General features: G+C 65.8%; 19 protein-coding genes. 8 read left to right on the plus strand and 11 right to left on the minus strand.

The window, feature by feature from the left end; genetic code table 11:
- Position 1: 1 nt before the first annotated feature.
- Positions 2-1,132: a GumC domain-containing protein gene (locus tag LK459_RS14680; protein WP_227919167.1), complete on the minus strand. Its 1,131-nt coding sequence runs from the start codon at positions 1,130-1,132 to the stop codon at positions 2-4.
- A gap of 681 nt (positions 1,133-1,813) precedes the next feature.
- Between LK459_RS14680 and LK459_RS14685 the strand changes: the two genes are divergently transcribed.
- Entirely contained in the window at positions 1,814-3,319 is a 1,506-nt protein-coding gene (locus LK459_RS14685; protein ID WP_227919169.1) for an alpha/beta hydrolase-fold protein, read from the plus strand.
- On the opposite strand, the gene menE is transcribed toward LK459_RS14685, so the two are convergent.
- The 5 genes from menE to LK459_RS14710 all read right to left on the minus strand — a co-directional run bounded on the left by menE (position 3,260) and on the right by LK459_RS14710 (position 6,875).
- Positions 3,260-4,468 carry an o-succinylbenzoate--CoA ligase gene (gene menE / locus LK459_RS14690; protein WP_227919171.1) on the minus strand — a complete coding sequence of 403 codons (1,209 nt, stop codon included), beginning with the start codon at positions 4,466-4,468 and terminating at the stop codon, positions 3,260-3,262. The two genes, LK459_RS14685 and menE, sit on opposite strands and share 60 nt — an antisense overlap.
- Before the next feature lie 10 nt (positions 4,469-4,478).
- Positions 4,479-4,847 carry a DUF3349 domain-containing protein gene (locus tag LK459_RS14695; protein WP_227919172.1) on the minus strand — a complete coding sequence of 123 codons (369 nt, stop codon included), beginning with the start codon at positions 4,845-4,847 and terminating at the stop codon, positions 4,479-4,481.
- A gap of 96 nt (positions 4,848-4,943) precedes the next feature.
- Entirely contained in the window at positions 4,944-5,273 is a 330-nt protein-coding gene (locus tag LK459_RS14700; protein WP_227919173.1) for a DUF3349 domain-containing protein, read from the minus strand.
- 43 nt (positions 5,274-5,316) lie between these two features.
- Positions 5,317-5,601 (minus strand): hypothetical protein, encoded by a 285-nt coding sequence (locus LK459_RS14705; protein ID WP_227919174.1) that lies wholly within the window; start codon positions 5,599-5,601, stop codon positions 5,317-5,319.
- 41 nt (positions 5,602-5,642) lie between these two features.
- Entirely contained in the window at positions 5,643-6,875 is a 1,233-nt protein-coding gene (locus LK459_RS14710; protein ID WP_039993937.1) for an inorganic phosphate transporter, read from the minus strand.
- Positions 6,876-7,191: 316 nt separating this feature from the next.
- On the opposite strand from LK459_RS14710, the gene LK459_RS14715 reads away from it, so the two are divergent.
- On the plus strand, positions 7,192-8,262 hold the full coding sequence (locus LK459_RS14715; protein WP_227919177.1) for an LLM class F420-dependent oxidoreductase: 1,071 nt from the start codon (positions 7,192-7,194) through the stop codon (positions 8,260-8,262).
- A 69-nt stretch (positions 8,263-8,331) separates the two neighbouring features.
- On the opposite strand, the gene LK459_RS14720 is transcribed toward LK459_RS14715, so the two are convergent.
- A complete protein-coding gene (locus LK459_RS14720; protein WP_227919178.1) occupies positions 8,332-8,994 on the minus strand; it encodes a YdcF family protein in 663 nt (220 codons plus the stop codon).
- A 251-nt stretch (positions 8,995-9,245) separates the two neighbouring features.
- On the opposite strand from LK459_RS14720, the gene LK459_RS14725 reads away from it, so the two are divergent.
- The gene (locus tag LK459_RS14725; RefSeq protein ID WP_007238639.1) at positions 9,246-10,466 is read left to right on the plus strand and encodes an EAL domain-containing protein; all 1,221 of its coding nucleotides are present in this window, start codon (positions 9,246-9,248) and stop codon (positions 10,464-10,466) included.
- A 20-nt stretch (positions 10,467-10,486) separates the two neighbouring features.
- On the opposite strand, the gene LK459_RS14730 is transcribed toward LK459_RS14725, so the two are convergent.
- On the minus strand, positions 10,487-11,458 hold the full coding sequence (locus tag LK459_RS14730) for a 1,4-dihydroxy-2-naphthoyl-CoA synthase (RefSeq protein WP_039993944.1): 972 nt from the start codon (positions 11,456-11,458) through the stop codon (positions 10,487-10,489).
- A gap of 62 nt (positions 11,459-11,520) precedes the next feature.
- Here LK459_RS14730 and LK459_RS14735 point away from each other — a divergent pair, with 62 nt between their 5' ends.
- From LK459_RS14735 to LK459_RS14750, 4 genes are all read left to right on the plus strand, one after another.
- Positions 11,521-11,682 carry a hypothetical protein gene (locus tag LK459_RS14735; RefSeq protein WP_007238641.1) on the plus strand — a complete coding sequence of 54 codons (162 nt, stop codon included), beginning with the start codon at positions 11,521-11,523 and terminating at the stop codon, positions 11,680-11,682.
- 21 nt (positions 11,683-11,703) lie between these two features.
- Positions 11,704-12,360, plus strand: a complete 657-nt coding sequence (locus tag LK459_RS14740; protein ID WP_227919186.1) for a PaaI family thioesterase — start codon at positions 11,704-11,706, stop codon at positions 12,358-12,360.
- Between the two features lie 167 nt (positions 12,361-12,527).
- Positions 12,528-13,517, plus strand: coding sequence for a GGDEF domain-containing protein (locus tag LK459_RS14745; protein ID WP_227919188.1), 990 nt, complete (start codon positions 12,528-12,530; stop codon positions 13,515-13,517).
- A gap of 165 nt (positions 13,518-13,682) precedes the next feature.
- Positions 13,683-19,235: an Ig-like domain-containing protein gene (locus LK459_RS14750; protein ID WP_227919189.1), complete on the plus strand. Its 5,553-nt coding sequence runs from the start codon at positions 13,683-13,685 to the stop codon at positions 19,233-19,235.
- Positions 19,236-19,248: 13 nt separating this feature from the next.
- Here the strand turns inward: LK459_RS14750 and LK459_RS14755 are convergent, their stop codons facing one another.
- From LK459_RS14755 to LK459_RS14765, 3 genes are all read right to left on the minus strand, one after another.
- A complete protein-coding gene (locus LK459_RS14755; RefSeq protein WP_227919191.1) occupies positions 19,249-20,589 on the minus strand; it encodes a saccharopine dehydrogenase family protein in 1,341 nt (446 codons plus the stop codon).
- Between the two features lie 74 nt (positions 20,590-20,663).
- On the minus strand, positions 20,664-21,818 hold the full coding sequence (locus LK459_RS14760) for an AbrB family transcriptional regulator (RefSeq protein ID WP_227919193.1): 1,155 nt from the start codon (positions 21,816-21,818) through the stop codon (positions 20,664-20,666).
- A gap of 10 nt (positions 21,819-21,828) precedes the next feature.
- Complete coding sequence (locus LK459_RS14765; protein ID WP_227919194.1) at positions 21,829-21,993, minus strand: hypothetical protein; 165 nt, start codon at positions 21,991-21,993, stop codon at positions 21,829-21,831.
- A 12-nt stretch (positions 21,994-22,005) separates the two neighbouring features.
- Here LK459_RS14765 and menD point away from each other — a divergent pair, with 12 nt between their 5' ends.
- A complete protein-coding gene (gene menD / locus LK459_RS14770) occupies positions 22,006-23,712 on the plus strand; it encodes a 2-succinyl-5-enolpyruvyl-6-hydroxy-3-cyclohexene-1-carboxylic-acid synthase (protein WP_227919202.1) in 1,707 nt (568 codons plus the stop codon).
- Positions 23,713-23,742: the final 30 nt, after the last annotated feature.

Genomic DNA, 23,742 nt, shown 5'->3' on the forward strand with positions numbered 1-23,742 from the left:
GTCAGACCGATTCCGCTGAAACGACGTGGCGGTGGTCGTGCCCTGAAGTCGTCGCCTCCGAATCCACACCGCCGTCCCGAGCCTCGCGGTCGGCGTCATCGTGTGTTGCCGTGTCGTCGGTTTCTGACTGAACGTCGCCGTCACCAGCCGGATCGAATCCGTCGCCAAGACCTTCGGTGGCACTCTCATCGACAGGCGCGACGCCGCGGGCAGGACCATCACCGTTTGCAGCCGCGGCACCGTGATTCGTGTCGTCGGAAGCTGCGACGGAGATCTCGTCGCCGTCGATGACCGTTGGCGAGGTCTCGGGCTGCGTGGTCGTCGGCTCGTGGTGCCCACGCAACCGACGTCGGTGGCGGGTCACCGCGACCCACGCCGGTGTCGAGGCCGGGACGATGGCCAGCGTGGAGTTGAGCGAGGGCAGTCTGTCGACGTACTGCTGGACAACGACCACGATGTAATCCGCATGCTTGAGATGGTCGGCGAGATCGGCATCCACGCCGAGGGGGAGGCACTCGACGACTCGGACCTCAGCGTGATTGGCTGCAGCCCCGGCGAGTAACTCACCGACACGACGCGTCCCGGAATCCGCAGACGCGCCGACGACGGCGATCGTGCCGTGCCTCGGTGAACCCAGCTGGGCGAACATGCTTCGCGCAGCATCTTTCTCGGCTTCCGTCGGCGCTACGCCCGACCTTCCGGATGTCGCCACGACGGGGGTCAGGGTCGTTGCCACTTCCTCGGCGTCGAAGGGCGACGAGATGAACTTCTTGCGGCTGCGCCACACCAGTGCGCCGCCGAGTCCGACCAACGCACCCACGATTGCGCCGATCGCTGCTGTGATGCGCCAATTGGACGAGCCGCTGCTCGTCTCGGTTGCCGGTTGTACGACCGTAGCTGTTGCGCCCGCTGCCATCTGGAGCTGGAGGGCAGAAGCCTGTGTACGCAGTTCCTGGATACCCGACGTTCGACCGGCTGCCTGCTGGCGGTTTATCAAGGCGTTGATCGAATCCAGCGCTGCGTTATTGCGGTCGTTGAGTTCTTGAGAAGTGTGGGCGAGGTATGTCGATATCGCGGTGTCGACGGCTCGCATTGCCTCGTTCTCGTCAGGAGATGTCGCAGAGATCGTCACGACTGCAGAATTACTGTTCTGAACCGCACTGATCGTCGGATCGGAATCCGACCCGAGTTGTGCTTTCACAGCGTTGTGAAATCCGGAACCCGACAGGTACGCAATCTCACCACTCACGTAACTCTGCAGCTCGTCAGTGGACGTCGGTTGACCGCTGAGCACAGCGGAAACACTGGCCGGCTGCTCGAGCCTCACCATCGCCTCAGCGGAACGCGAGGTGCCCCCGATCTGCGATGCCCCCCCGAGCAAAGCGCCGAGAACTGCGCATAACAGTGCGAAAGGCCACAGCGCAACCACCCCACGGGTCAGCTGGGCACGATTTGGTACGTGCATCAAACGAACTCCCCCTATTTACTCGATGCTACCTTATCCGAGATCATCAACAACGCCGACATATATCCGCCTTGGCGACGCAACTCACACACAGTTGTCAGGTAACGCCGGATCTGCCCGTTTGAGCTTGTGTCGTTTTACTCTTTTCCGCCTTTCGCATCAGCTGCGGGTTTGCACTCCGGTCCACTCGTGAGACCGATCTGTAGGTCTCGGCCGAACGTAGACGGTTGTTTGGTGTGCGACGAGCCGGGTGGCGTGAGATGGTCTCTGGAGCAGTTCAAGACCGAAACAGGGGACCCCATGCATCTCGGCAGCGTTGTCGGCTTCAAGCGCAGGCGACGAGCGATCATGACGGCAGTGCTGGCAGCGGGAACGTGTGGGGCCGTGATCCTCGGCTCGGCTGGGCCGGCCGCCGCAGTCGATCCGGACCGGCTTCGCTCAGGATGCGTGTGGCGAACTGCCGACGAAGAGGCCGAGCACATTCAGACCTGCACGTTCTACTCGACGTCGTTGGGAGAGGATGTCACCGTTCAGGTACGGCCGTCGAGCAACGCGCCGGGCAGTGCGGAACAGGGCGTCTACTTCTTGGACGGTCTCGGTTCCAATCCGGAATACAGCACATGGTCGTTGCCGGACGCGGGCGCAGTCGCTTCGTACAGCACCGAATACAACCTGGTGATGCCCGCCGGTGGCGCCGGCGAGTGGATGACCAACTGGCAGCAGGCGCCGACCGGCAGCACCACCGCACCGCAATGGGACACCTTCGTCGGCAAGGAACTCCCCGCATATCTCAACCAGAACTTCGACATCGGTACCACCGACAACGCCATTGTCGGAGTGTCGATGTCCGGCGCGTCGGCGGTGGTGATCGGACTCAACCATCCCGACGTGTTCTCGGTGATCCGCTCGTATTCCGGGTACTACCAGACAGACTCACCCTTCGGCTGGTTGCTGATCCCGTTCATCCAGAGCCAGCGGGCCGGTATCGACAACGGATTGTCGGCGATGTGGGGCCTGCCACTGAGCCAGGGCAATGTCTGGGCCGACAACGACGTGTCCAAGCGCATCACCGAGGCAGAAGCCAACGGGCAGACGGTGATCATTTCCTCGGGCGACGGAATCCCGACGCTCCACGAACTGTCGATCGCGGCGGCATTGATCACACAGACATGGGAGCAGACCCCCGAACAATTGCCCGCGTTGTTGCCCGCCGCGCTCAGCGGTTTGGCACTCGGCATCGGTCTCGAAGCGGGGGCGTTCGTGTCGACGCTGGCGCTCGCCGCGCAGACGACGCTGCAGGGGCTTCCGATCAGCTACCACTTCAGCAACGGCACCCACAACTGGTACGCGTGGGCGGCCGATGCCCCGAGCGATGCGCAGGCCATCGAGGACGCGCTGCAGCGGTCTCGTGAGAGCTCGGCTGAACAGCCGACTGTGACGGCATCAACGCGTGCGTCTGAGGAGTCGGTGGCGAAAAACGCAGTGGCGCAAACAGTTCGGAATCCGGAATCCTCCGAGGCTACTGTGCCGACGTCTGGGGGAAGCGACATCGACGAGGCTCCGTCGACTACCGAGCCTGCACCGGAACAGAGTTCTGCTGCATCGGAACTGCCGGCGTCGGGTGCGGTAGAGCAGGATGTGCCGGACCCCGGTCGGGCGCCAATTGCCGAGCCGAGTTCCACCGGTGCAGCTGTGCCGCACACACCCGACGCGTCCGATCAGAGCGCGCTGCGCAAGCAAGAACCGCAGAAGGATGAATTGCGGCAGGAGGAAGTGCAGCAGGCGGGCAAGGGCTCAGCTGAAACGGTCCCGCAGGGCGCGGCGGTCGATCTTCCCCGGGCCGCGCAGGGGTAGCTGGTCCAGCTCGATCACGTCGCGGGGGGCCGCGTAGCGATCGAGTCGGTCGACAACTGCGCCACGAATGCGCTCGGGGTCGAATCTGTTTGTGCCCGAAGTGACTACGAACGCCACGACCTTCTCGCCGAGCCGGTCGTCGGGTAGCCCGACGACGGCACACTCGGCCACCGCGTCGTCGTCGAGGATGACGGCTTCGACGACCTGTGGGACGACCGTGAGCCCACCGGTGGTGATGGCCTCGTCGGCGCGTCCGATGATGCTCAGGACGCCGTCGTCGACGCGGCCGAGGTCGTCGGTGAGGAAGGTCCTCGCTTCCGGTGCCAGAGCGAACGCCGGATGTTCCGGCAGGTTGCGATAGCCGTGCGCGACCATCGGACCCGAGAGCGCTACGCGCCCAACGCCTTCGGGGTTTGGATCCATCAGGCTGACGGTGACGCCGTCGAGCGGGATTCCGTCGTAGACGCAGCCCCCGCCGGTCTCGCTCATTCCATAGGTGCGCACGATGGGCAGTCCGGCGTCGAGTGCTCGACGCAGAAGTGGTGCGGGTGTCGCGGCACCGCCGACGAGGAGTGCGTCGGCGTCGCGGAGTGCTGCGGTGGCTCGTGGGGAGTCGAGGACTTTGATCAACTGGGTAGGAACGAGCGAGGTGTAGCGACGCGGGCCGTCGAGTGTGTCGAGGGCGTCGGCGAAGGTCTCGGGGTCGAAGCCGGACGAGAGGTCGAGGACGCCCGGTGTGAAACCCGCGGCGAGTGCGCGCAGTAGCACCTGGAGCCCCGCGATGTGGTGCGGCGTGAGAGCGAGCAGCCAGTTGCCGGGGCCACCGAGGCGGGCGTGCGTCGCGCTCGCCGATGCGGTGAGCGTAGCCGGGGTGTGCTGCGCCCCCTTGGGGACGCCGGTGGTGCCCGACGTCGAGATGACCAGCGAGATGTGTTCGTCGATGGGGGTGCCCGCGGCGAGGGCGTCGGCGAGGCGGGCAGCCTGCGCGGGTTCGGCGGCGGGGACGGGCAGCGCGGCTGTGGTGACGCTGGCTTCGACACCGCTGCTCGCTGCGCTCGCGGCGGGCTCAACCAGCGAAAGGAGTTCGTCGCGCAGGTCGAGAACGCTCGGATCGGCCGGGAGGGACAGTGGTCGCAGGATGCGGGTCACTGCACGAAAACTACTCCGACGGACCGGCGTCGGGGCCGTGGGGCGGGTCGAGTGGATGATCGTCGAACGGCCAGCCCCGCGACTCGAGGTACGTGCGCACCCGCTCGATGTCGGCGTCGTGGGGGAGTTCGTGGGTGACCTTCGAGATCTTCACCCCGGCGTCGATCTTCGAGATCGGCTCGGGGGGCGGGGCGGACTCGCGGATGAGCTCGCCCGAGACCTCGTCGACCTCTTCGGGACTCAGCTGTCTCCGCAGGATGGCGACGAGGGGGATGTAGTCGTCGGTGGGTACGCCGTCGGGATACCCCGCGCGCAACCAGTCGATGATCTTCTTCAAAAACTGCGGCCGGTCGGCCACGCCGTTCCCCCTCTCGCACACACAGAGAACCTTCATGGCTCTGGTCTGCGATTCTAAGCGGTCCGCGCCTGCTCGTGGCAGGCGCGGACCGGGTTGATCTGCACGTCGGGTGTGGTGTCAGTTCACGTTGCTCTGTGCCCGCTCCTCCGAGTCGGCCGCGAGAGGCCACCCGACCGCCGCGAGACGAGACGCGACCTGGTTGACCTCGTAGTCACCCGGCGGTTGGTCGGAGACCTTGGCGATCGCGTTGCGGATCTGTTCCTCGGTGAGAGGGGTGCCGATTCCCTGCTCGGCGGCCAGCTCCATGCACACTCGCATGATCTGACCCTCGTCGAGCACCTTCGTCAGCAGAGCGAGCAGCGGTGGAAAGTCCGTGGGCGGGATTCCCTCCGGATACCCCTTGCGAATCCAGTTGATCGCGGATTCGAACAGCGATGCGTTGGCCATGATGCCTTTCGGTTCGAAGCGTCGAGCGGCGGTTGCGCAGGTGCTACTTGTAGGCCCACTCGGGGAAGAGCTTGATGTCGAAGTAGTAGTTGAGCGTCTGGCGGCAGATCCACAGCAGGCCGACGACGATCACGGCGGCCACGAGCGCGAACAGGATGTAGCCGACCACTCGTAGTGCCGGGTTGGGTGCCGACGTGGTGCCGTCGGCGTTCGTGCCGCCCTCACCGCGCGCCTCGCACAGCATGCCGACCGCGAACAGAGCGGGCAGCCCGGCGCCGAGCAGGAGGCCGATTGCGAAGACCTTGAGAATTGATTCGACGATGTCCATGAGATTTCAGCTGTTCCTTCAGTCGTCTGTGTCTCGGCGGACTAGGTCATCGCCGTGGGGTCGGGAACCTGTCGCGGGCCGTCCTGGGCGGACGGCGGGATGATCGAGTTGGTCTCGTCGTCCCATTCGTCGTTGACGTTGTTCGAATCGACCTTGTTCTGCTGTGCGCGCCAGTACATGTAGCCTGACGCCGCGCAGAGGAGAACGAAGATGACGATCGCGCCCGCGACGTCGCCGAGCAGATGGCCGAGGCCGTAGCAGATCGCGCCGACGATGCCGGCGGCGGGAAGTGTGGTGACCCAGGCGATCACCATGCGGCCTGCGACGGCCCAGCGGACCTGTGCGCCCTTCTTGCCGACGCCCGAACCGAGGATCGAACCGGTGGCGACCTGCGTCGTCGACAGCGCCATGCCGGCTGCCGAGCTGGTGAGGATTATCGCGGCCGAGCTGGCTTCAGCGGCCATGCCCTGCGGCGAGTTGATCTCGACGAGACCCTTGCCCAGGGTGCGGATGATGCGCCATCCGCCGAGGTAGGTGCCCAGTGCGATGGCCGCGGCGCAGCTGAAGACTACCCAGATCGGCAGGCCGTGCTTGACCGACGACGAGCTGAGGTGGCCGGTGGAGATCAGGGCGAGGGCGATGACGCCCATCGTCTTCTGCGCGTCACCCGTGCCGTGGGCGAGGGAGACGAGCGAGGCGGTGACGATCTGACCTGAGCGGAAGCCCTTCTCCTTGCGGGAGTCGAGGACGCTCGCGGTGATCCGGTAGATCAGCCAGGTGCCGACCGCTGCGACTGCGCAGGCGATGAACGGGGAAGCGAGTGCGGGGATAATGACCTTCGACAGCACGCCGTGCCAGTCGATGCCGCTTGCACCCAGCGCGGCGATACCCGAGCCGATGAGGCCGCCGAACAATGCGTGGCTCGAGCTCGACGGCAGGCCGAACAGCCAGGTGAAGAGGTTCCAGAGAATGCCGCCGACGAGTCCCGCGAAGATGATCAGCAGTGCCTCGTTGGCATCGATGCCGGAGATGAGGTCTCCGGACTTGTTCTGCAGGTGAAGGATGTTCTTGGTGATCGTCGCGGCCACCTCGACCGAGAGGAACGCGCCGACCAGGTTGAGGATCGCCGCGATTGTCACTGCGATCTTGGGCTTGAGGGCACCAGTGGCGATGGACGTCGCCATGGCGTTTCCGGTGTCGTGGAATCCGTTGGTGAAGTCGAATCCCAGTGCTGTGATGACCAGCAGCACCAGGACAAGCATCTCTCCGCTCATGCGCAATATCATGCGACCCCGCTTAAGGTTTCGCCTAAATTACGTTCGACTGCCGTAAGTTTGTGACCTGCGGGTTTGCCTATCTGCACATGCTGTTCATCTAGTGTTCATCAACTGGACCGTGGGCGGACACCATTTGCGGCGCGAACGATACCTCGGATGTGAGCGTGGTCTCGAGGAGTCCGACCGGCGGAGGGGCCTGGTCGGCATTCCCGGCTCGATCGGTGAGACGGCTCGAGGGGTGGACGGCAAGTAGCGAGCGAACGCTCGGGCGGGCCTATCGGAGCGTCGAACCGCTGTGGAAGAATCCGAAACCATGACCGCATCTGCCATCAAGCTCGGTATGCCCATCAACTACGCGGGAGACTTCCGCGAGACCATCGACAACCTGGTCGACTTCGAGGCGGCGGGCGTCGCCCGGATCACCGTCCCCGAGGCGTACAGCTTCGACGCGGTCAGCCAACTCGGCTACATCGCGGCACGCACGGAGAAGATGGAACTGCAGTCGGGCATCCTGCCGATGTACTCGCGTACGCCGTCGAATCTGGCGATGACCGCCGCGGGACTCGACTTCATCAGTGGTGGGCGCTTCGTGCTCGGTATCGGGGCGTCGGGTCCGCAGGTCATCGAGGGCTTCCACGGTGTGAAGTACGACTACCCGGTCGGCCGTGCCCGCGAGAACGCCGACATCTGCCGGTTGATCTGGCGGCGCGAGAAGACGGAGTACCGCGGCAAGCACTACACGCTGCCGTTCACCAAGGAAGACGGCGGAACCGGGCTGGGCAAGCCACTCAAGATCATCAATCACCCTGTGCGTGAACGTATTCCGATGCTGCTCGCGGCGATTGGTCCCAAGAACACCGAGCTGGCGGCCGAGATGTTTGAGGAGTTCCAGCCGTTCCTGTTCCATCCCGAATACGTCGACGTCGCATTCGGCGAACCCCTCGCGGCAGGCAAGGCGAAGCGTGACCCGTCGCTGCCGGAGCTCGGCATCGTGGTGCAGGCAACCGCCCGGGTGACCGAGGATCCCGAGCAGATCGAGAACGCCTCGCAGATGGTGCGGCACCAGGCCGCCCTCTACATCGGCGGCATGGGCGCGCGCGGAAAGAACTTCTACAACCAGCTGACCGTCCGTTACGGCTATGCCGACGCGGCCAAAGAGATCCAGGATCTCTACCTCGACGGCAAGAAGGCCGAGGCGGCTGCTGCGGTGCCTGCGGAACTGGTGGCGGCCATGAGTCTGATCGGCCCGCGCTCGCTGGTGGCCGAGCGGGCCGAGGCCTTCCGCGCCGCGGGCGTCACGTGCATCCTGGCGGCTCCCGCCGCGCCGACCCACAAGGAGCGGGTGCAGGACATGGGCCAGCTCGCCGAGATCTTCGGCGGCTGACGCTGGGGGTTCACGGCGGCTGGCCGAGGGCCTTGCTCGGACGGGGTAAGGGGTTGTGTCGCCGTGGCCCTATTTTTCGCAGCCGAGTACGGCGGCCTTCGCCAGGCCGACGTACTGATAGCTGAACTGCCACGCCCAGAATGCAGGGGATGTCGGGTACGGCTTGTCCATACCGCGCATCACGACGTCGCCGTCGAAGCACTGTCCGAAAATGTATCGCGCTCGTACCAGGTGGAATCGCCAACTGATAACGATCGCCGAGTGCCAGTGCCGCGCTTTCGCCATCCGTTGCGTGAACATCGCCTCGCCGCGCGTGGTCGACGGGTCGGGGTTGAAACAGATGACCTCGACCTCGGCGGTACTCGACGAGCACACACGGTGCATGAGCGCCTGACCCTCGCGGTTGTAGCCGTCGTTGACGTACGGGTCTGAGATCAACACTGTCTTCGCATAGCCCTCGTGGGCCAGCTTCAGCCCGTAGTCCTCGCGGCCGTCGTGCTCGCCGCCGAGTACGACGATGACATTGACCTTGCGCAGCGAGTCGGAATGATCGCGGTAGAAGAGCTGATAGCCGACGCCCGCGTAGGACGCGACGAACACGACGAGAACCACGAGCACAGAGATGACGATGCGAGGGGATGAGCGCTGTCGACGCCTGCGGGCGGTCTGAGCGCGCCACGCAGCTGCGACCTCGTTGGAATCGGCGGGTCTCGCGTGGTCGGTCGACGTCACGTGGTAAACCCTCCGGCCGCAGAATCTGACACCGTCGAGATTAATCGACGTACATGTCCGTCGCCCGAACAGCAGACGAGTAGCGCGTGGTCCGACAGCTTGCCTCGGGTCTTGGCGGGAGCGGTTTTGCACGTGGAAGCGCTTGTCGGAGCGGTCATTTAATAGCATGAACAATCGATAGGTGGAAGTTGAATTCGGAACAGTTGGATCCAACTCACACTCGTCCGCGGACTTGACCGTAAACTGCTCGCGTGGAGAGGGAGTCGAGCGAGCGGGCTGGCAGCGACGTACCCGACGCCGTTGTCTCCATACTCGCCGACCCGCAGCGGCAGGCGAGCGCCGTGTACGGGCGTACCACGGCGGTACGTGCCGCAGAGATGGTCATGACCGAGATCGTCGACGCTCTCGGTCACGGGGTGCGAGCACATGCGCGAGGTCCACTCGAATGGCTGCTTCGAATTCCGAAGAACTCGGGTATCGACCTACTCATCGCCACACTCGACTCCGGTCTCGGCGCAACGATGTCTGTCGTCGACGGTGTCGCCGTGTTCGTCGAGTTCGTCTACGGAATCTCCGGTGTCCTCGTGTCGGCGGGTTCGCAGTCGGGTGTGAACGATGACGAACGGCTAGTCCGATCCGCGGATGCGGCCCTGTGCGTCGCGTTGGAGTCCCGGCGGCGCATGGCGGTTGCCGGCCCCGGGTCGTATACGCGGCTCGAAGAGGATCTCGATCTCGCAGTGAAGCTGAAAGCATCGTCGGAGGGAGATTTCCAGCAGTTCTACCAACCAATCGTCCGGGTGACCGACCGCGTGGTCGCCGGATACGAGTCGTTGGTGCGATGGGTCACCGCAGACGGTGTTCTGTTGCCCGCAGATTTCCTCGCCGCTGCAGAACACACGTCGACGATCGTCCCGATCGGGCGTAACGGGGTCACCCAGGCGGTGCGGGCGTTACGCGAGTCGATCGAGCCGCTCTGTGGACCGGAAGCGTTCGTGAGTATCAACCTGTCGCGGCAGCAGCTTCTCGACGCAACGATCGTCGACCATGTGGTGGCCGAGATCGACGCATACGGCGTGCAGCCCGGTCAGATCTGGATCGAGGTGCAGGAGAACGAGGTGATCGGTTTCGACACCGACGCCCAGCACGCCGTCGAGCGTCTGCACGACAGCGGCTGCATTGTCTGCATCGACGACCTCGGGTCCGGGTTCTCAGCACTGCGTTACGTTCGTGATCTGCCCGTCGACGTGTTGAAGGTCGACCGCGCACTCATCTCGCAGATCGCACGCAGTGCGACCGACCTCGCCGTGGTGCGGGCGATCTGTGAAATCGCGGAGACGATGAACATCGCTACGGTCGCCGAGGGCGTCGAGCAGTCGATCGACTTCAGCGGTGTGGAAACGCTTGGCTTCCAGTTCGCCCAGGGAATCTACTTCGGTGCCCCCGAGCCGTTCTCGGGGGTCACGGAATCCTGAGCCGCTGAGGTGCCCGCGGGTCAGTAGTAGTACGGGAACGCATCCCACTCCGGAGAGCGCTTCTCCAGGAACGCGTCCCGACCCTCGACCGCTTCGTCGGTCATGTACGCCAGTCGGGTGGCCTCCCCGGCGAAGACCTGCTGACCCATCAGTCCGTCGTCGGTGAGGTTGAACGCGAACTTCAGCATGCGCTGGGCCGTCGGAGATTTGCCGTTGATCATGCGACCCCACTCGATGGCGGTGTGCTCGAGATCGGCGTGGTCGACGACGCGGTTGACCGCGCCCATGCGGTGCATGGTCTCGGCATCGTATGCCTCACCGAGGAAGAAGATCTCGCGCGCGAACTTCTGACCGACCTGTTTTGCGAGGTAGGCGCTACCGTAGCCTGCGTCGAACGAGCCGACGTCGGCGTCGGTCTGCTTGAAGCGCGCGTGTTCGCGGGAGGCGAGGGTGAGATCGCAGACGACGTGCAGAGAGTGCCCGCCGCCGGCAGCCCACCCGTTCACGACGGCGATCACGACCTTGGGCATGGTGCGGATCAGTCGCTGGACCTCCAGGATGTGTAGTCGGCCGCCCTCGGCCTTCACGCGCGCTTCGTCGACACCCGCGGCGTCGGCTGCGGCGACATCCGAATCATGGCTGGTCGCGTACTGGTACCCCGAGCGTCCGCGGATGCGTTGGTCGCCGCCCGAGCAGAATGCCCAACCGCCGTCCTTGGGACTCGGGCCGTTTCCCGTGAGCAGAATGGTGCCGACGTCGGGGGTGCGGCGGGCGTGGTCGAGGGTGCGATACAGCTCGTCGACCGTGTGTGGTCGGAACGCGTTGCGGACCTCGGGCCGGTTGAAAGCGATACGGACTATGCCGTCGGCTCGGGTTGTGCCGACGTGGCGGTGGTAGGTGATGTCGGTGAGATCGTCGAAGCCTCGGACAGTGGTCCACTGGCTGGCGTCGAAGGGCTGAGTTGGCGTGCTGTGTGAGTCACCGGAGGTCATGATCACCGACATTAGTGCCCGATAGTTGGCCTCTGACCAGCAGTGCATGGCACTCTGGAGATATGTCATTCGAGCTGATCGCAATCGTGATCGTGGCCTGGGTGACGATCTCGGTGGTCGTCGCCCTCGTGGTCGGCGCCGTGATCCGGCAACGTGACCGGCGAGAAGCTCCGCGCGAACCGCACGTCGTCAGCGGTTCGGAAACCGACAAGCGGGACGGCTGAGCGGCCAGATACGGTGGTCAGATGACATCTGACACGCGCGACGGTTGGGACATCCGCTCCGAAGACGACTCGCCGCACGAGGGTGGTTTCCGAGCGAGGATCGAAGTCACCACCGACCGCGGTGGCCCACGATACGGCGAGCTCAACGAGCAGATCCGACGGATGATGGACCTCGCCCGCTATGCGTGCCCCGAACCCGACGAGACCGACGAGCTCATCGCGCAACTCACCTCGCTCAACGACCGCCTCGCCGAGGTCCAGGTCGACGAGTGGCACACGCCTGCGGGTACCCGCATCGACCTGCCTGCTCGCGGCAACATCACCTTGCCGCCGTACGTAATCTCCAGTGCGAGTCCCGACGGTGTGGTCGCAGAGGTCACCTTCCGGCCCTTCCACCTCGGCGGCAACAATGCCGCGCACGGCGGTCAGGTCGGAGTCGCCTTCGACGACCTGGGTGGTATGGCGTCGGCGCTGGCGGTCAACGGTGTCACGCGTACCGCGTATCTCACGGTTCAATATCGTTCGCTGACGCCGTTGTCGACGCCGCTGACCTGTAGGACCTGGGTCGACAAGCGTGATGGGCGCAAAGCGTTCGTCAAGGGCACCCTGCACGACGGTGACCGGCTGTGCGCAGAGCTCGACTCCCTGTTCATCGAACTGAAGCCCGGCCAGCCGTAGGACATCGGACGAGCGTGCGCGTCGCCTCGAGTATCGACCCCGCGCGCACCCGACCAACGGCGACACGGGATGTGCTCGCCGCAGTTATCCTGTTCGAGGGGTTTCTCGGGCGTCGACTTCGGTGAGGGATGGTGTTGCCGCGTGCTCACGATCAGTGGAGCGCCTCGATGAGGACGTGGAAGCCCGAAGGTTTGGTGGACGATCGTCTGACACTCAGCGTTGCGATCAGCGCGGTGCTGTTCTTCGTTGTCGGAGTGGGGCAACTTCTCGCCGATCCCACACCGGGATCGTCTGTCGCGTCAGGTGTGGCGCTCGCCACCGCGGTGATCTTGGCTTTCACCGCGGTCCTGCTACGACGACGCCCGGAACTGATCACCGAACGCACGGCGCCAATCGCTGTTGCCGCGCTCGCGATTGTGGTCGCGGCTAATCCGATTGCGTACATCGTCGCGACGCAGATCGCCTACCCGGCGATCGGGACACTGCTCGTCATCGTGGCCATCGGAGCACTGGTGCCCTATCCGGGACTCGCAGTAGGACTGATCCTCGCGTTGAACGTCATCGCGGTGACATTTGCCATCGCCTACCCGCAGTCGGCGACCGTGGGTTCTGTTGTGCTGCAACTGGTGAAGGCCGACGTGGTGGCGCTGATCATCGCGCTGACATGGCGCAGGACCGAGGCGAGACTGCGACGAGCGAATCAGACCATCGTCGAAATCGCGATTTCGGACGAGTTGACCGGCCTGCTCAATCGACGCGGCCTGGCTGAGCGGGCGCCACTGATGCTGCAGTCAGCCGACTCCACCGGGCGCACTCTGCTTTTCGGGTTCATCGATGTGGAGGGTCTCAAGAAGATCAATGATTCGCGGGGCCATGCCGCGGGTGATCAGCTGCTCGCCGACATCGGTCATGTCCTGCGCCCACTTCTCGACGCAGGCGATATCGCAGCGCGTGTCGGTGGAGACGAATTCGCGGTGGTGGTCAGCGTTGACGACCGAGCGTCGATACCTGGCGTGCGCGAACGAGTGGGACGCGCGCTGGCGGGACATCCCACCACCGTGGGCTGGGCTGTGCGGGAACCCGATTCGCCGGCAAGTCTGGAGTCGTTGATCGACGAGAGCGATCGCGCCATGATGCAGGTCCGACTGTCGAGGTGATAGGCCGCCGTGGCCGTATGGACTCCGATACTGCGGGTTCGTGTAGTCCACTCGGACGAAATAGTCGTTGAATAGTCCGAACGGGCTACGACATGGAAACTCACCTCGGCATTTTGCGGTGGTACTTTTCGGCCACTCACTCGGTGCGTGTCGCAAGGGGATTCAATGTCGAAATCAGCCATTCGCAAACTCGGTGTCACCAAGCGCGTGGTGGCGTCCTCGGGGATTGCGGCCGCGCTTCTCGCCGTCAGTCCCGTAGCCGTGGCGATGGCTGACGATACCTCCGGCGGCGCAACCGGTTCCGCCGCCGAAAGCAAGCCGACCAGTGTCACGGACACGGAACAGACCTCTCCTCCACCGAGCGCCGATGTGAGCAGGTCGGGCGGCACCGCCGGAGACGCCGCGACAGCCGTCGGGACGTCGGCCGTGGCGGAGGCGGGCACGGGCGGCGTCGACATGCAGCCCACGTCCGGTGTGGCCGCGCCGAGTCAGTCCGAATCCCCTGATTCGGCACCCGTGGCCGCCGAACCCGCCGCGACGTCGGACACCGGGGGTGCCGACGGACAGACACCCGAGACCACGCAGGCTCCTGCCGGGCCGGTACCTGCGCCGGGTGCCGCGGCCCCGACGCACCCCGAATCCAGCGCCCAGAGTCCGGTCGCCGTGAACAAGCCGCCGTCGCCGAGCGTGCTCCCACCGCACGTAAGCAAGCCAACGGCCGCCGGCGAGCGGCCCGTCACCGGAACGCACACGGACACTCCAGGTAGCGGTTCGGCTCGGAGTGGAGTCGGTCCTGATCGGACGACAACGATGTCTGCCCAACCGATCTCCGGCGGGGCATCCGTGAGCGGTGCGGTCATCACGGCCGTCGGCTCGGCCGTCGGCTCGGTCACCGATGCCCTGACTGATGCGTTCGAGACCGTCAAGGAAGGCATCATCGGGCAGATCGTCGGCGATCATGGCACCCAGGGGCTGATCCTGGTCAACCAGGGCGCTGTGGCCGCCGCGGTGCTCAACAGACGCTCACGCGATTCGGAGTCCGACTCCGCCGACAACTACCTCGCCGTGATGCAGCCCGGCGAGTCGGTGTTCGTCCCTGAGCGCACCGTCGCGGATCTCTCGCTGGGCAAACACAGCTGGGATGCCGAGGCCGACGACGTCGAGCTGACCGAGCCAACGGCGCAGACGTTCGCGGCGCGTTCGGTGATGCTGTTGTCGACAGTGTTCGACGCCGGCAACCTCTTCCTCGATCCCGACGACAGCGACTTCAGTGGCGTCGACTACAACGGGATGCCGAACGGCACAGTCGTGTACGGAAATCCCGACGACGCAGGCCTGACCTACACCGTGTCCGATGACGGCGCCAGCGTGACGATCAGCAACGGGGGGTCGGCTCCGGTGGCGGTCATCGACTCCATCAACGCCTCGGTGACTTCGACGAAGATCATCGACCCCGGGTCCAGCGCGAGCTACTCGACCGGCTCCTCGCGGAACCTGGCGATCCAGGGACAACGCGTCGATGCCAACGGCCAGCCAACAGGCGGTGGAACCCCGGTGGTGCTGGGACTCGTGCAGGTGACCAACAATTCGGGAACCCCCAGCGTCTCGAACGTGACGGGGACGCAGGTGGCTCCCGTGCGAAACTCGTCGTCACAACTGTGGGCTGCGATCGACCCGGACAACAAGTACCTCGATGCCGGCGACGATCCGGCGTCGTTGCAGTTCACGCCGGGCAACCCGACAGGATTGAGCTACGAACTGGCAAATGACGGCTCGACGATCACATTTCACAACGACTCCGAGGAGACCGTGGCTCTGATGGGAGCCAATGTGTACAGCAATGCGCCCCTGGGCAACGGAATCTATGTGATAGCTCCGCACGAGTCCGCGACCGCCCCCACGGCGCCTTACGCCGGCTACTACGTCGAAACCCCGCGTGATTCCGACGGGAAGGTCGGCCTACTCGGGTTTGTGTTGCTGAAAGACGGGATGGCCTCGTCAGTACCGATCGGAACAGTGCCCGCCATCCCGTCGGTCGAGGAACTCAACACCGACCCGGGAAACCTCTACTGGAACCCGACCGACTCCGATCCGTCCACCGGCCTCGTGCCCACCAACGCCGTCGGCGCCAATCCCGTGACCGATGGCGTGTACTACTCCGTCGACGGGCACGACGTCACCGTCTACAACGACGGAACGAAGAACATCGCGGTGCTGGTCACGAGTGTGTCCCCATCCGGGGCCCGTGCGACCCACTTCACCGAGATCGCGGCGGGCACCACTCACACCGTCACGGTTGCCTCCGGCGTAACGTCGTACGTCGTGGTCGAGGGCCAGCGGGTCTCGACGGGGCCGGACACGGGTAAACCCGCCCTGTACGGCGTGGTGATTGCGCAAAACCCCGGCACGGGCGCCGGTCTGCAGACCATCACCTACGACCTCTTCCCGAATGACGGCATCCCGACGATTTCGACACACAAGTGGCTCGACGCCGACCCCGACAACAGATTCTGGGATCCTGGTGACAGCGACACGACCACCCAGTCGGTTGTGCCCGCGACAGCAGTGGGCGGTGATGCGGCCGCTGACGGGGTGTATTACTCGACCGGCAGTGACGGCATCACATTCCACAACGGCAGCGACCACGACATCGCCATTGTGGTGACGAATCCCTACGCGGGCAGCAACGACGACCAGCAGTCCCTGGTGGTCGTATCGCCGGGAGACAGGTTCACCTTCAACCAGTCGCGCGCTGAATACAGCAGTGCCCCTGTGTATCTGACCGTGCAGGCCCCGCGGGTCGCCAGCGGCGTCGATGCCGGTACACCCGTGCTCTACGGGGTCGTGATGATGTACCCGGGTACATCGACATCGCCTGCGACCTACTCTGTGTACGACACGATCCCTGGCGACACCATCGCTCCGATCACGTCCGAGTTCTGGCGATCCGCGGACCCGTCGAACTCGTATTGGACGCCGGGTGATCCCGATCAGACCTACCAGGGTTCTGGCCAGTACCCCCGATTCGCCGAGATGCAAACACTCGCGGATGCGGGCGTCACCTATACCTACGACTCTTCCGCGGGAACGGTGACCATCACCAACTCCGGCACTCACGATGTCGCGGTGGTGAATTCGCGAGCCGAGAATTTCGACGTACTGGCGGCGGGCACCAGCAAGACCTACAGCGTGGCCGATTCGTCGTTCGGTCAGAGCACGTACCTCGTCCAGGGGGCGCGCAACGCGCAGGGGAAGCCTGTGGTGTACGGACTCGTCTCCGCGGGTTACGGGTCGGCGTATGCGCAGGACGGCACAGCGTTGATCACCAACAATGCCCCCTACGCATCGTCGAACACCACCGGGTACTCCGGGACGGTGAAAACGCTTGATCCCGACGGAGACACGACGACGATGCAGCTCACCGGCCAGCCGCTCTACGGCACGGTGGTGTTCGATCCGGCAACGGGAGCTTATGTGTACACGCCCAATGCCGGCGTCGAGCATCAGGCAGCGAGTGGTCAGACGAGCTACGACTCGTTCCTCGTGACCATCACCGATCAGTACGGGGCATCGTCGCAGCAGAACATCGGCGTGCAGATCACGCCGAAGAACCAGGTGCCCGTCGGTCCCGGCTCGACGGTCGACGGCGGAACCGCCGGTTCGGTCGGTGTCACCGACCCTGATGGCGACCACCTGTCGTACTACGTTGCTTCTGGGCCGACCAAGGGTTCGGTCGTCGTGAACGCCGACGGCACCTACGTCTACACCCCGACGACCCCGCTGGCACACGGTGACACGTTGTCGGACTCGTTCAGCGTCTATGTCTTCGACGGACACGGCGGCAGCCTGACGGTGCCTGTCTCGGTGACGGCGACCGGAGACAACGCCGCACCGACGGCGCAGTTGTCGCCCGGTCAGAACTCGTATAGCGGAACGGTTCTCGGGTCGGATCAGGACAACGACCCGCTGACGTATGCGATTGGGACAGGTGCAACGAACGGCATCGTCACCGTCGACTCGTCGACCGGGGCCTACACGTACATGCCGAACGCCGGGGCGGAGCACGCCGCGGCGGGCGACGGGCCGACAACGGATTCGTTCACGGTGCTGGTATCCGACGGACACGGCGGCACCGCAACGGTGACGGTACCGGTCACCCTCGCGCCGAAGAACCTGGCGCCCACCGCGTCCGCGACCGGTAGCGGCGCGACCGGTGCGATCGCTGCGCAGGACGCAGACCACGACCCGCTGGCGTATACGGTGTCGGGGCAACCGGTTTCGGGTTCGGTGGTGGTTGATTCACACGGCTCGTACACGTACACGCCGACGACGCCGGTGGCTCACGGGAGCACACTGCACGACAGTTTCGACGTCACGGTGGACGACGGTTACGGAGGAAGCGCCGTGGTGCCCGTAGCGGTGACGCTCGTCGGGCCCAACGCCGTGCCGACCGGCAGTGTGACGCGCGACGGTGACGCCGAATACGCAGGCACCGTCGTCGGAGCCGATACGGACAACGATTCGCTGACCTACACCGTCGTGTCCGGTCCGTCGCACGGATCGGTGACCCTCGATCCCGCGACGGGACAGTTCAGCTACACGCCGAACGCGGGTGTTGAGCATGCTGCCGCGGCCGGTGGTGCGTCGTCGGATGCCTTCGAGGTGAAGGTATCCGACGGATACGGTGGTTCGGTGGTCGTCCCGGTGGCGGTGACGTTGACACCGAAGAACACTCTGCCGACCGTGCCCGACGCCGTGGCCGGTAGCTACACGGGCTCGGTCGCCGGAACTGACGCCGACCTCGATGCGTTGAGCTACACGGTGATCGGTCAGCCACTGCACGGCACCGTGACCGTTGGCGCTGACGGGTCATATGTCTACACCCCGAACGCGGGTGCCGAGCATGCTGCGGGCCTCGGCGGTCCGGCGTCGGATGCCTTCGAGGTCACGGTGTCCGACGGTCACGGCGGATCGGTGAACGTTCCGGTCGCGGTGGTGATCACTCCGAAGAACACCGCGCCAACGGGAACCGTGACGGTGGGTTCCGCCGACGCGGCGGGCGTCGTCGTGTTGACTCCGGCGTACACCGATGCCGACGGCGACCCGGTGACGGTCAAGATCATCGGCGCTCAGCACGGGACTGTGACCGACAACGGCGATGGAACCTACACCTACACACCGGATTCCGGGTATGCCCACGAACAGGACTTCGTCGAGACGCTGACGGTGACAGCCAGTGACGGCGCGTTGGAGACGGCAACCCAGGCGCAGATCGCGGTCGCGAAGCGCAATGCGACGCCGACCATCGCGATCGCGCAGGGGGCCGCTGATGCGTCGACCGGAGCGGTGACCGTGACGCCCACCGTCGCTGACGCGGATGGCGATACCGTGACCACGGCGGTGACAACGCAGCCGACCGGTGGCACCGTGACGTCGAATGCGGACGGCACGTTCACCTACACCCCGAACGCGACCAAGCGTGCCGCAGGCGACTACTCCGACTCGTTCACGATCACGGCCTCTGACGGGCATGGTGGCATCAGCCAGAAGGCTGTGACCGTCGCGGTCAAGAAGCCCGCGGCGCCAGCGCAGACCGGCTGGGCCAAGTTCTGGAGTGGTGTTGCCGCGTTCTACGCGACGGTGCACGGCGCTACGTCGAGCGCGTGGAACTATTTCTGGCACTGGTTGGTCGGTGCATTGGGTGGTCGGCGCGCGTGATGCCCCGGCGTTCCTAGTGCAACTCGGTGACCTCGATGGTCGCCCCGGCGGTGCGCAGACGGTCGATGAGGGCGTCGCCCATGGCGACAGCAGGGGTGAGAACACCTGCGCGCGTGGGTAATTGGCTGCGGTTGACCGCGAGTGTCAGTGCGCTCTCGCCCAGCATGACGGCGGTTGCCTTGTAGCCGGGATCGCCCTTCATCGAGAACGTCGACCGGAATCGGCGTCCGGTCGATGTGCGCGTGTAGGTGTGGACGACGAAATAGCCGTTCTCCCTGGACTTCTCGCTCGGACCGGAACCCGGCTTGGGGAGCACGCGGTCGAGGACCGCGCGTGTGGGAGCGAACGACATCGCGCCGAGGAACAAGCCCGATCCGACACTGACACCGCCGGCGAGCACCGTCGACAAACCCGGAACGCCGCCGACGGCCATCGTCTCCGCATAGTGGAAGTCGGAGCCGTAAGCGCCGTCGAGCAGCGCGTTGGAGCGTCGAACGATGCGGGTGTTGTGCGATGCCATGAAGAACGGGGCGAGGGTTCCGCGCAGTGACGGATCGACCTTGCGCGCGTTGATGATCCCGATGTCGCTGGGTTCGGACGACAGAGCGGCTCGCGGAGTCTCGGTCGGCGAACCGGACAGCGCCTGCGGATTGAGCAGCAGGCGTCGGACGCTGGAATCCTTGGCCTGTTCGGCGATCACACGCATGGAATCGATGGTTCCGCCGGACACGCCACCTCGCATCGCTGTGACGACCATGGTGGTGTCGGTCATCTCGCCTGCATCGGCGTCGGTGACGCCGCGGTAGAGCTCATATGTGGCGAGGTCGGAGGGGACGGAATCGAAGCCGCACGAGTGCACGATGCGGGCTCCCGTAGCCTCGGCGACCTCGTGCGCCTTCTGGATCGAGTAGTGGACGAAGGGGACCTCGCCGGTGAGGTCGACGTAGTCGGTGCCTGCGGTGGCTGCCGCGACCACGAGAGCTTCGCCGTAGCGCAGGTACGGCCCGACGGTGGTGCACACGACGCGGGTGCGGGCCACCATTGCGTCGAGCGATGCGGGTGACGACGTGTCGGCGACGACGAGTGGCCAGTCGCGGGCCGCGGCGGGAAGTCGGCGTCGGGTGTCGGCGAGTTTGGTCTCCGACCGTCCGGCCAACGCGATCCGCGTCCCCGCAGGGGCATGCTCGGCCAGGTAGCGGGCGGTGAGTTCGCCGACGAATCCCGTTGCGCCGAAGACCACGACGTCGAACTCGCGAGGCGAGTCGTCGGGTGTCGCGGGCGCGGTGTCCGGTGCCGTCGGGGCGCTCTGTGGTGTCGTCGGTGTGGTCTTTTCGGGCTGGCTCTCACCGGTCATGGCTTCAATGTATATGCGACTCCGGTCACAGTAACAATGGGAGTCCAACAATGGGAGTCCGGTGGTTGCACCGATCAGGAGGCAGGTCTGCGTGCCGCGGCACGTGCGGCGAACGGTGCGACGAACAGCATGAGAAGCACGCGCAGGATCTGCGCGGCGACCACGAATGCGACGTTCGATCCGGCAGCGGTCGCGGCGGCGAGCACTGCGTAGATGCCGCCGGGAGTGGTGGCCAGGTAGCAATCGAACATCGATTCGCCGGTCCACCACGACAGCAGCACGCCGAGCAGGGCGCAGCCGATGCCTATCGCGAGGATCAGGACGATCGCGGCGGGGAGGATACGGCCGATGGCGCGAAGTCGGGGAACGGTGAATCCGAGGCCTGCCTGCCATCCGATGACCGCGTATGCGACCGCGAGCAGCACCGATGGGACGGCTGCGTCACCGGCGATCCCGGTGAGTTCGGCTGCGGTCGCGAGCGCCATCGGTCCGAGCAGGCCCGCGGCGGGCAGATGGACGAGGCGTCCGAGGGGATATCCCACACCGATGCAGACCGCGAGGAGCAGCACACCCCACGCCTGCTCGCCCCACGTCGGGCGGACCACGACGGCCGTCGACGACGACGCGTGGAACACCAACGACGCCACGAGGGGAATGGTGCTGGTCACGATCGCGACCCGAACGTACTGGACGACCGCGACTACGCGCTCATCACCACCGAGATCGCGGGTCAGCGCAACCAGGCCCGACGCCCCGCCTGCGACCAGGGCAAGGGAGCCCGTCAGGGCGTCGACGTCCTTGTGGAGACCCAGGAGTGCACCTCCCGCGACGGAGAGCGCCAGTGTGCAGAGCCCGACGACAAGGACGGGTAGCCAATCGGAGCCCAGTCCCGAGATGGTCGTTGGGTCGGCCATGGTGCCGATGTAGACGCCGACGGTGCCCTGCGCCGCGAGCATCGCCGCACGCGGAACCATGGGCGGGTCGGTGCCGTCGGCGGGTTTTGCGGCGCCGTCGGCGTCGGGGGCGGTGCTGTCGACGGATTTTCCGGTGCTGTCGGCGTGTTTTCCGGTGCCGCCGGCGGAAGACCGCGGCCGTGGGGCGAGGCCGACGATCGCGAGGAGTGCGGCCACGAGGAGTCCGGCGAAGAGCGGCGCGGCGTCGACGTCGATGAGGTCCAGCAGGACGCTGACACCGACCGTGAGCGCGGCGAGCAGAAACCAGCGGGACACCCGGTCGAGCCTAGCGAGGGTGTGGCCGGGTGCTCCCGGCGAGAAACGCGGTGCCGTCGGTGTGGATCTTGGTGCTGTCGGCGAGAAACGCGGTGCCGTCGGTGTGGATCTTGGTGCCGTCGGCGAGAAACGTGGTGCCCTCGGCGTGGATCTCGGTGCCCTCGGCGTCGGACATAGGCTGGAGCTCATGAATTCCTCGACAACGTCACGTCCCGGTGGGCGGGGTGCGCAGGGGCCGAATCCGTCGACGCTGCAGGCGCGGGTGATCGTCGACGAGATGGTCCGCGGCGGTGTGCGGGAGGCGGTGCTGTGTCCGGGTTCGCGCAACGCGCCGCTGGCCTACGCGCTGTACCTGGCGGATCGGGAGGGTCGGCTGCGGTTGCACGTGCGGATCGACGAGCGGTCGGCGGGCTTTCTGGCGTTGGGGCTGGCGGTGTCGTCGGGGCAGCCGGTGCCGATCGTGATGACGAGCGGCACGGCCGTCGCGAACATGGGGCCCGCGGTGTTCGAGGCGAACTATGCGCGGGTGCCACTGGTGGTGGTCAGCGCCAATCGGCCCTATGAGCTGCTGGGATCGGGCGCGAACCAGACTGTCGAGCAGTTCGGCATCTTCGGTACACAGGTGCGGGCGGCGATCAGTATCGGACTGGCCGAGGAGGGCCTGGACACGAACAGCCAGTGGCGGTCGGCGGTCGGGCGTGTGCTGGCGTCGGCGCGTGGTGCGCGGACGGGAAACCCGGGCCCGGTGCAGTTCGACATCCCGCTGCGCGAGCCGCTGGTGCCCGACGTCGCGTCGTCGGAGGACGATCTGGGTGTCTTCGCGGGTAGGCCGGGCGGCGTGCCGTGGACGCAGGCGCCGGTCGCGAAACTCGACGTCCCGCTGCCGATCGACCTGTCGCTGGACACGGTGGTGATCTCCGGACACGGGTCGGGCGTACATCCCGAGCTGGCGGGGGTGCCGACGGTCGCCGAACCGACTGCGCCGCACGCCGCGACGCCGCTGCATCCGCTCGCGCTCGGCTCGATCAAGCCGCAGCAGGCGATCATCTGTGGACGTCCGACGCTGCATCGCGGGGTGTCGCGGTTGCTGGCCGATCCCGACGTTCGGGTCTACGCGCTGACCACCGGACCGCGATGGCCGGATGTGTCGGGGAATGTGTACGCCACCGGGACGCGCGCCGAGGTGATCGGCGAGCCACGCGAGGACTGGCTGAAGGAGTGCGCGGCGCTGGAGCAGCGCGTGCTGGGAGCCGTCGACGCCGTGCTCGACGAACCGGGTCCGCCGACCGGGCTGCACGTGGCACGGGTGGTGAGCGCCGCGCTGTCCGCGGGCGACCAATTCGTGGTGGGCGCGAGTAACCCGATCCGCGACGTCGCGCTGGCCGGTCGGGTGTCCGAGGGGGTCCGCGTGCTGTCGAACCGGGGTGTCGCGGGAATCGACGGCACGAACTCGACGGCGATCGGGGCAGCGCTGGCCGGTGGGTCGGCGCGGACCGTTGCCCTGATGGGCGACCTGACCTTCATCCACGACTCGACCGGACTGATCATCGGACCGGGGGAGCCGCGGCCGTCGTCGCTGCGGATCGTCGTCGCGAACGACGATGGTGGCGGCATCTTCGGGCTGCTCGAGCAGGGTGATCCAGGGCTCGACTCCGGCGCACTGTCGGGCGCGTACGAGCGGGTCTTCGGGACGCCCCATCGCACCGACCTCGCCGCGTTGTGCGCCGGGATGCGGGTGGCGCACCGTCGGGTGTCGCTGGGCGAGCTGTCCGGGGTACTGAGTGAGCCGCTGAGTCCGGAGGCCGGGGGCATCGAGGTGGTCGAGGTGGTCACCGACCGCTCGCGGCTACGGGAGGTGCACGCCGCGATCGCGGCACAGGTCGCGCAGAAATAGGGCCGTCGGCGTCGACGGTTATCCTGGCAG

The organism is Gordonia otitidis (assembly GCF_020735545.1).
Lineage (GTDB): Bacteria > Actinomycetota > Actinomycetes > Mycobacteriales > Mycobacteriaceae > Gordonia > Gordonia otitidis.